We start from the raw sequence: 8,459 nt of genomic DNA on the forward strand, positions 1-8,459 counted from the left end.
AGGCCCCTTCGAGGGGGCCTCGCGGCGCCGGAACGGTGCGGGCCCCGGCCCGCCGTCGCGGCGCTCCGGGGCCAGGGGGTCACCCGACCCCGGCGTTGAGGAAGATCCCGCCGTCGACCACGAGGGTCTGGCCGGTGATCCAGCCGGAGTCGCCGGAGGTGAGGAAGGCCGCCGCTCCCCCGATGTCCTCGGGGGTCCCCAGCCGCCCCATCGGGTAGCCCCGGGCCACCTCCTCCTCGCGCCCCTCGTAGAGCGCGGCGGCGAACTTCGTCTTCACCACGGCCGGGGCGATGGCGTTGACCCGCACGCCCGGCGACAGCTCGTGGGCGAGCTGGAGGGTGAGGTTGACCATCGCGGCCTTGCTGATGCCGTATGCGCCGATGAAGGGCGAGGCCGACAGCCCGGCTACGGAGGCGATGTTGACGATGGTGCCGCCGTGCTCCTTCTGCCAGGCCGCCCAGGTGCGCTGGGCGAACCCGAGCGCGGAGAGGACGTTGGTGTCGAAGACCTTGCGGGCGACGTTCAGGTCCAGTTCCGCGATGGGCCCGAAGACCGGGTTGGTGCCCGCGTTGTTGACCAGGTGGTCGACGCGGCCGAACGCCTCCATGGTGCGTTCGACGGCCTCCGCCTGGTGGGCCTCGTCGTGGGCCTTTCCGGCGACGCCGATGGCCCGGTCCGCGCCGAGCCGCTCCGCGGCCTCCGCGAGGGCGTCCTCGTTGCGGCCCGTGATGCACACCCGGTCGCCGCGGGCCACGAGCGCCTCGGCGATGCCGTAGCCGATGCCCCGGCTCGCTCCGGTGATCAGAGCGACCTTGCCGCTGTCCTGCACTGCCATGAGCTGTTCTTTCCGTTCCGTCGTTTTCGCGGTGCGGCCGTCGGCGGCCGTCAGTTGAGGGGGCCGCCGGCCACGTACATCACCTGGCCGGAGACGAAACCGGACTCCTCGCCGGTGAAGAACGCGATGGCGTTCGCGATGTCCTCGGGCCTGCCCACGCGCTGGACGGGGATCTGGGAGGCGGCGGCCTTCTGGAAGTCCTCGAAGTCCATGCCGACACGGGCAGCGGTGGCCGCGGTCATCTCGGTGACGATGAAGCCGGGGGCAACGGCGTTGGCGGTGATGCCGAACTTGCCCAGCTCCTTGGCGAGGGTCTTGGTGAAGCCCTGCAGACCGGCCTTGGCGGCGGCGTAGTTGACCTGGCCCCGGTTGCCCAGCGCGGAGCTGGAGGAGAGGTTGACGATCCGGCCGAACCCGGCGTCGACCATGTGCTTCTGGCAGGCCCGGGACATCAGGAAGGCACCGCGCAGGTGCACGTTCATGACGGTGTCCCAGTCGGAGTCGCTCATCTTGAACAGCAGGTTGTCGCGGAGTACCCCGGCGTTGTTGACCAGGACGGTCGGCGCGCCCAGCTCGTCGGCGACCCGCGCGACGGCGGCCTCCACCCGCTCGGTGTCCGACACGTCGCAGCCGACCGCCAGCGCCCGGCCGCCCACCGCGTTGATCTTCTCCACAACGTCCGCGCAGGCCGACTCGTCCAGATCGAGCACGGCGACGGCCCGGCCCTCGGCGGCGAGCCGGACGGCGGTGGCGGCGCCGATCCCGCGGGCTCCGCCCGTGACGATCGCGACACGCTGTTCGGTGGTGGGCATGCTGGTTCTCCTCGCACTCGAATGGGTGAGCAACCGCTTAGCACCTTCGGCAGACGTGACGCTAGAAGCACGGACACGCTGTGTCAACGGCCACCGGCACGGTGAGGCCCACCCCACCCCCACGTCCGGGCCGCCGCCTCCCCGGTGCACCGAGCCCGCCGAGGGCCTGCCGGGTGCGCCCTCTCAGCGCACCAGCACCTCCAGCAGCCGTTCGGTCTCCGTCTCGGGGTCGGCGGTCAGCCCGGTGTGCACCGGCCCCGGCTGGAGGACGGTGGAGCGGGGGGCGACCAGCCACCGGAAGCGCCGTCCGGCGTCGTCGGCGGCCGCCTGTCCGGCCTCCGCCCCGCCCCGGCACAGGCACTCCACCGCGTGCAGGGCCGCCCGCACCCCCTCGACATCGGCGTGCGGATCGAGCGCCCGCAGCCGTCCGACGTCCAGATGGGTGCGGGCCGTGACGAAGGACCGGGCGCGGCAGTAGACGACGACCCCGGCGTTGATCATCTCGCCGCGCTCCATGCGGGGGACGACGCGCAGCACGGCGTACTCGAAGACGTCACGCCCGCCGAACCGCCCGCTCACCGCGCTCCTCCGCCCTTGTTCAGCCCGCTGACGGCGTCTGCCCAGTCCTTCAGCCAGCCGGGCGCCCTGGAAGGCCCCTTCTGGCTCGGGGCGCCGACGGTGATCCGCTCGTGGAGCGTACCGGCCCGGGCGGCCAGCACCTCGGTGTAGGCGCTGCGCAGCGCGTCCGGCGTGTCGAAGCCGGGCTCGCCGGCCAGCCACTCGTCGGGAATGTCGGCCGCGCACTCGGCCAGCAGCTCCCCGGTAACCCGAGGTGCCAGCTCGGCGGCGGCTGAGGCGATGTCCGGGCCCATGGGCGCCAGGGCGTGGTCGGAGGCATCGTACGGCTTGTCGGCCGCCTTGGCCGCGGTGGTCCAGTTGTGGTGCCAGATCAGGCTGGCGCCGTGGTCGATGAGCCACAGGTCGCCGTGCCAGACCAGCATGTTGGGGTTGCGCCAGGAACGGTCGACGTTGCCGGTCAGGGCGTCGAACCACACCACACGCCCCGCCTCTCGCACGTCCACGCGGTAGGCGAGCGGGTCGAAGCCCATCGAGCCGGGCAGGAAGTCCATCCCCAGGTTCAGCCCGCCGCTGGCCTTGAGTAGTTCCTGCACCTCCTGGTCGGGCTCGCCCAGACCGATCACCGGATCCAGCTGTACGCGCACCAGATCGGGCACACGCAGGCCGAGCCGCTGGGCGAGTCGCCCGCACAGCACTTCGGCCACCAGGGTCTTGCGTCCCTGTCCGGCCCCGGTGAACTTCACGACATAGGTGCCCAGGTCGTCGGCCTCGACGATGCCGGGCAGCGATCCGCCTTCGCGCAGGGGCGTCACATAGCGCGTGGCGGTGACTTCGGGAAGCATTTTCCCAGGCTATCGGAAGCGCTGGCCTTGCAATCCACAGTCAGCCCCAAAGACCCTCGGACCGGGATCCCGCCGGAACCACTCCCGAACCACCCTGGGGAGAATCTGGGGAGTTTCAGCCGCCGCCCGGCCTCCCCCGCCTGCCCAGCAGTCCGTCCATGACGGTACGCCCCCTGCTCCCGGCCTCCGGCATGAAGTGAGCGTAGTAACCGAGCGTGACGGCCGGCGAGGAGTGCCCGAGCCACCGCGCCAGGGTCACCACGGACTCCCCCGCCTCCAACATGACCGAGGCGTAGGTGTGCCGCAGCACATGGAAGCCGTCCCTCGGTGCCGCCTCCCACTGCCACTGCTTCGCGCCCTCGGCGCGCGGCGGGATGACGCCGGCCTTGGCCAGCGCGGGCTTCCACGTGTAGGTGTTCCATGTGTTCACGGCCACGGCGTTGCCGAACCGCGTGGTGAGCAGGAGGGAAAACTTCCTTCGCGGTCTGTCCTCCTCCGGCCTTCCCCAGGGAAGAAGGGGACCTGTCCCCGAGTGGTGGACACCTCTGAGCCCGGCCCCGGTAGGGGTCGGGTAGGAGGCATCTTTTATGGTGATGAAGGTCTACTCGCCCGAGTTCAAGGCGGACGCTGTCGCGCTGTACCTGTCGGACCCGAGCCACACTTTCGAGGGCATCGGCAAGGATCTGGGGATCAGCCGGGAGACGCTGCGTAACTGGGTGCGGGCCGAGCGTGCCCGCCATGACGGGGGCGGCGCGACGAGCACGAGCACGAAGGACATCCCGGTGAGCGAGGCCACGAGGCAGGATCTGGAGGCCGAGATAGCGGCCCTGCGCGCGGAGTTGAAGACTGTGCGCAAGGAGAACCAGAAACTCGCCACGGAACGGGACATCCTGCGCAAGGCGACGAAGTTTTTCGCACAAGAGATGACCTGGTGACCAACCGCTTCCAGTTCATCGAGGACCACCACCGCGCCTGGGGCGTGAAGCGGTTGTGTCAGGTGCTGGAGGTCGCCCGCTCCAGCTTCTACAAGTGGCGGGCCGGCCGCGAGGCCCGCGCTGCCCGCGAGCGGGCCGATGCCTCTCTCGCCGAGCGGATCAGGGCCGTGCACACCGAGTGGGACGGCACCTACGGCCGCCCGAGGATCACCGCAGAGCTGCGCGATGAGGGCGAGCTGGTGAACCACAAGCGCGTCGGACGGGTCATGCGCAAGTACGGCATCGCCGGGCTGCGGCTGCGAAAACGCCAGGTCACCACCGTGCCCGAACCGTCCGCCACCCCCGTGCCGGACCTGCTGGGGCGCGACTTCACCGCGAGCGCGCCGAACATGAAATACGTCGGCGACATCACCTACCTGCCGGTGGGCGACGGCGAGTTCCTGTATCTGGCGACGGTGATCGACTGCTTCTCGCGCCGTCTGGTGGGCTGGTCGATCGCCGACCACATGCGCACCGAACTGGTCGCAGACGCACTCCGGGCCGCCGCGGCGACCCGCGGCAGCCTGGCCGGCGCGGTGTTCCACAGCGATCACGGAGCCCAGTACACCTCGCGCCAATTCGCTGACATCTGCGCCGAGTTGGGAGTACGGCGGTCCATGGGCGCGGTCGGCACCAGCGCGGACAACGCACTCGCCGAGTCGTTCAACGCGGCCCTCAAACGCGAGACGCTGCGCGGCGCCCGCCGCTACGACGGGGCCCGGGCCTGCCGCATGGCCGTCTTCCGCTGGGCCACGCGGTACAACACCCGCCGACGGCACTCGGCGAACGGACAACAGGCACCGATCGCCTACGAACAGCAGTCAGCTACCCTGACACTCGCCGCATAACGATACGAACAGGTGTCCACTCCTCGGGGACAAGGCCCGTCAGTAACCCTCAACAACCTTGGTTACACCGCTCGTTTGACAGACCCTGCAGCTCGGAAGATTCGCCAGTCCTTCAGGCGGGCGAAGGCACGCTCGACTGGGCTGCGTAGCCGGGCGTGTGCGCGGTTGACGGATTTCTGGTGCACGGTGAGGTCGCGTCCGCAGTGCCGTTTGAACGGGGTGCAGAAGGTGCCGCCGGCTCCTTCGTCCGCCTTGTCGGCGGGGGCCGGGATCCGCAAGTGCTCACACACGGTGACAGTGTGGTGGGTGCGGGCGGCGGTGATGGCCATCGTGCGGCCCGGTAGCGCCGGTGGGTACCAGATCGGCTCGCCGGCCGGGTCGGTGACGGTCTGGATGTTCACGCCGTGCCGCCGGGCCTTGCCGGAGTAGGCGCCGTCGCCGTCACCGACCCGGTCGCACTCGGCGATGGTGCCGTCCACCAGCACGTACTCCGGCCTGGCCCGCCGCAGCGCGCGGACGAGCGAGGGAGCCTTGTCCGCCAGCAGCGCGGTCACGCCGCGGACGTAGGCGTGGGCGGTGGCCTCGCTGATGCCGAATCCGGCGGCGACCTTGGCGAGGGTGGTGTGCTCGCGCAGGTAGACCAGGGCGACCATGGCCCGCTGGGAGGGGCGGAGCTTGCAGCGGGCCCTGGTCGCCCTCGCGGGTGACGATGAGCATCGTGACCCACTCCACCAGCGCGTGCGGCAGGTCGAGTGCGGCAGGATAGGTCACCAACGAGGCCCCTGGGTTGCTTGGTAGAGACGTCGGGCACCTCGACCAACCGCCCAGGGGCCTCGCCTGTCACGGCCCTTGGTTCGTCACCCGATCGGTGACCACTCTGAAGAAGCTCACTTGGGACCATCCTGGTCGCGATCTCTGACGAGCAGGCGCAGTGGGACGTGACCGGAGGGGGCCGGGGAGCGCCGGTCGGCCTCCGGCAAGGACGGTGTCCCTGCCGGAGGCCGACCGTGTGTGCGGAAGGTGTTGATCAGGCCTCTAGCTGCGATAGGTTTTTGCCGATCCGGGGCAACGGCGACAGTGCTAGGAGAACCACTACGGAGAGCATTCCCAGCGTCAACGCCAGTTGCGCGCTCCGGAAGCCGACCAGCCCGCCCAACAAGCCGCCAAGCAGGGCGCCGATCGGTGTTGCTCCCTGCGCAAGGAAGCGGTTGGTCGCGGCCACCCGACCTTGGAAGGTGTTCGGCGTCATTACCTGTCGGATGGTGCGCATCACGATCGAATGAGCCAGGCCGAATCCTCCGAACAGAAAATTGATCAGCATCAATGCTGCGACGGAACGCATTCCGTTACCGTGTACCAGCGATATTACTTGGACTATTCCGTTGGCGCCTACGGCGGTTAGAAGGATGGTCGGCCCATAGCCGATTTTCCGTGGAAGCCACGCGGCGAAGCCTGCGCCGAGAAGCAGGCCAGGCCCGAGGGCGCCGAGCACAATTCCCACGGCGCTGGCCGACAACTCCAATTCACGGGTTAGAAAAAGCAGGTTGACGGTCTGGAAGCCGGCGAAGAACATGTTGTAGACGCCTGCGACGATTGCCATGATCCGCAGCACTTCGTTGCCGAACACGACGCGGAGCCCATCGCGGATCTGCATCACCACGCCGCCCACGGTCTTCCCGCTGCCCGTGCCGCCGGTGGCTGGCGTGCGCCACACTGCGATCACTGACACCAAGTAGGCCGCAGCCCCGGCCACAACGGCCAACGGTGCTGTGAGGACTTGCACGAGCGCACCGCCCGCGGCGGGGCCCGCAATGGTCGACGCCGACCGACTGGCTTCCAAGGCCCCGTTGCCCGAGGCCACCTGGTCGCGGTGGATGATCAGTGGCAGCTGGGCCTGTGATGCGATGTCGAACAGCACCGTGCACGTGCCGACGGCGAAGGCGATCAGGTAGAGCCAACCGATGCCGAGCACACCGGTGACGTGCAGCAGCGGGACCATCCCCAACAGCATGAGCCGGCCCAGGTCCGCGCCAACCAGTATCCGGCGCGGAGAGAACCAGTCGACGAGAACACCTGCGACCAGCGCCACCACGATGTAGGGAAGCTGGGTCACCGCGGCAAGCAGGCCGACCTGCTCGGAGGATGCGTCCAACGCGAGCACGGCCACCAAGGGAAGTGCCACCTTGGTGAGTTGGCTGCCGAACTCGGAGGCGGTGAGCCCGATCCACAGGTTGCGGAATCCGGCCTGCCCCCAGAGATTGGTACCGGGGGTGTCGTTGACTGCAGTCATGCTACCTCGTCAGTGCTTGAGGGTGAATCTGTGTTCCGGAGTTGGCCTCGAACGAATGAGACGAGACGCGGTGCGCAAGCCATATTCTGAGTGAATGAGGATGCCTTTCCGTCAAGGCGCCCCGTTCATCGGCGAACAGGCCATCGAATAGGCTATGATTAATCGCGCCGAAATCGGTCACCGATCTGTCCCCTCCGGGTCTGGCCGGGGAACTTCGAGTCGACTGACGGTATGGATGTTCGCAGAAAATGACCCACTCCGGATGGTTGATACCCTAAGAGGATGTCTCATGTGGTGACTGCGGTCAGCCGTTTGTAGCAGGTCAGGGCAGCTGCGAGGCCGAGGAAGGCGAGGAAGTGTTCGCCCTTGCGCTCGTACCGGACGGTGAGGCGGCGGTAGCCGAAGAGCCAGCTGATGGTCCGCTCGATCCGCCAGCGGTGTCGGCCGAGTCGCTCGCCGGGCTCGATGCCGGGGCGGGCGATCCGCGCGGCGATGCACCGGCTGCGGAGCCATCGGCGGTGCTCGATGGAGTGATACGCCTTGTCGGCCCGGAGCTTGCCGGGTCTGCGGCGGCGTGGTCCGCGCCGGGACCGTATCGGCGGTATCCCACGGACCAGGGGCCTGAGCGCATGGGTGTCGTGGACGTTCGCGCCAGAGACGCCCACGGCCAGAGGCAGGCCCTGTGCGTCGGACAGGACGTGCAGTTTGCTCCCCTTCTTGCCCCGGTCGACCGGATTCGGCCCGGTCAGCGTGCCCCCTTTTTGGCCCGCACGTTCGCGGCGTCCACGATGGCCGAGGTCCAGCCGATCTCCCCGCGTGCTCCGAGTTCGTCCAGGACCGCCCGGTGAAGCCGCCGCCAGACCCCGGCCTTCGTCCAGGCGGTGAACCGCCGGTGTGCGGTCGCCGGCGAGACACCGAACGTGTCGGGCAGCATCCGCCACGCACACCCGCTTGTCAGCACGTACACCACCGCCGCGAACGCCTGCCGCTCATCGACCGGAGCCGTGCCCCCGCCCTGCCTCCGCGGGGTGAACTCCGGAAGCAGGGGCTCCACCAGAACCCACAGACCATCAGGAACCAGACGAGAAGAGAGGTCACCGGCCACAGACAGCATCATGCCCGACGCCGATCAAGCCACGTGAGACACCCTCTAATACTGCAACGACACTCCGTGACGTTGCCTGCGTCTGTAGTGACTGATGCGGGTTCGGGCTTGGCTTTTTCTTCGCCATAGGGACCAGGCGAGTACATGCTGGATGCTGTGGCAGATGGGAGAGGA

At 68.7% G+C, this 8,459-nt stretch carries 8 protein-coding genes and 1 pseudogene; 1 reads left to right on the top strand and 8 read right to left on the bottom strand.

The genetic code is table 11. From position 1 onward, the window contains the following. Window positions 1-79: 79 nt before the first annotated feature. From LJ221_RS18520 to LJ221_RS18540, 5 genes are all read right to left on the bottom strand, one after another. Complete coding sequence (locus LJ221_RS18520) at window positions 80-835, bottom strand: SDR family oxidoreductase (RefSeq protein WP_241717853.1); 756 nt, start codon at window positions 833-835, stop codon at window positions 80-82. 50 nt (window positions 836-885) lie between these two features. Next, window positions 886-1,647, bottom strand: coding sequence for a 3-oxoacyl-ACP reductase FabG (gene fabG / locus LJ221_RS18525; RefSeq protein WP_241717854.1), 762 nt, complete (start codon window positions 1,645-1,647; stop codon window positions 886-888). 183 nt (window positions 1,648-1,830) lie between these two features. Next, complete coding sequence (locus LJ221_RS18530; RefSeq protein WP_241717855.1) at window positions 1,831-2,226, bottom strand: DUF3037 domain-containing protein; 396 nt, start codon at window positions 2,224-2,226, stop codon at window positions 1,831-1,833. Further along, complete coding sequence (locus LJ221_RS18535) at window positions 2,223-3,068, bottom strand: HipA family kinase (protein WP_241717856.1); 846 nt, start codon at window positions 3,066-3,068, stop codon at window positions 2,223-2,225. The genes LJ221_RS18530 and LJ221_RS18535 overlap by 4 nt, the downstream gene beginning before the upstream one ends. Window positions 3,069-3,183: 115 nt before the next feature. Continuing rightward, window positions 3,184-3,504, bottom strand: coding sequence for a tyrosine-type recombinase/integrase (locus LJ221_RS18540; RefSeq protein ID WP_374228498.1), 321 nt, complete (start codon window positions 3,502-3,504; stop codon window positions 3,184-3,186). A 151-nt stretch (window positions 3,505-3,655) separates the two neighbouring features. Between LJ221_RS18540 and LJ221_RS18545 the strand changes: the two genes are divergently transcribed. Continuing rightward, window positions 3,656-4,890, top strand: a protein-coding gene (locus tag LJ221_RS18545) for an IS3 family transposase (RefSeq protein ID WP_241717857.1) whose coding sequence is annotated in 2 segments (ribosomal slippage) — window positions 3,656-3,977 and window positions 3,977-4,890 — 1,236 coding nt in all. Because the reading frame shifts where the segments join, the coding sequence is not laid out codon by codon here. A 92-nt stretch (window positions 4,891-4,982) separates the two neighbouring features. Here LJ221_RS18545 and LJ221_RS18550 read toward each other — a convergent pair. From LJ221_RS18550 to LJ221_RS18560, 3 genes and pseudogenes are all read right to left on the bottom strand, one after another. Further along, window positions 4,983-5,664, bottom strand: a pseudogene (locus tag LJ221_RS18550) (transposase family protein); the annotation flags it as partial. Between the two features lie 253 nt (window positions 5,665-5,917). Then, entirely contained in the window at window positions 5,918-7,180 is a 1,263-nt protein-coding gene (locus LJ221_RS18555; RefSeq protein ID WP_241717858.1) for an MFS transporter, read from the bottom strand. Between the two features lie 287 nt (window positions 7,181-7,467). Further along, window positions 7,468-8,294 (bottom strand): IS5 family transposase gene (locus LJ221_RS18560; protein WP_374228499.1). Its coding sequence is split into 2 segments (ribosomal slippage): window positions 7,468-7,935 and window positions 7,938-8,294, totalling 825 coding nucleotides; the frame shifts between segments, so codons are not numbered across the junction. Between the last annotated feature and the right edge of the window lie 165 nt (window positions 8,295-8,459).

Origin of the sequence: Streptomyces sp. CNQ085 (assembly GCF_022614595.1) — a bacterium.
Lineage (GTDB): Bacteria > Actinomycetota > Actinomycetes > Streptomycetales > Streptomycetaceae > Streptomyces.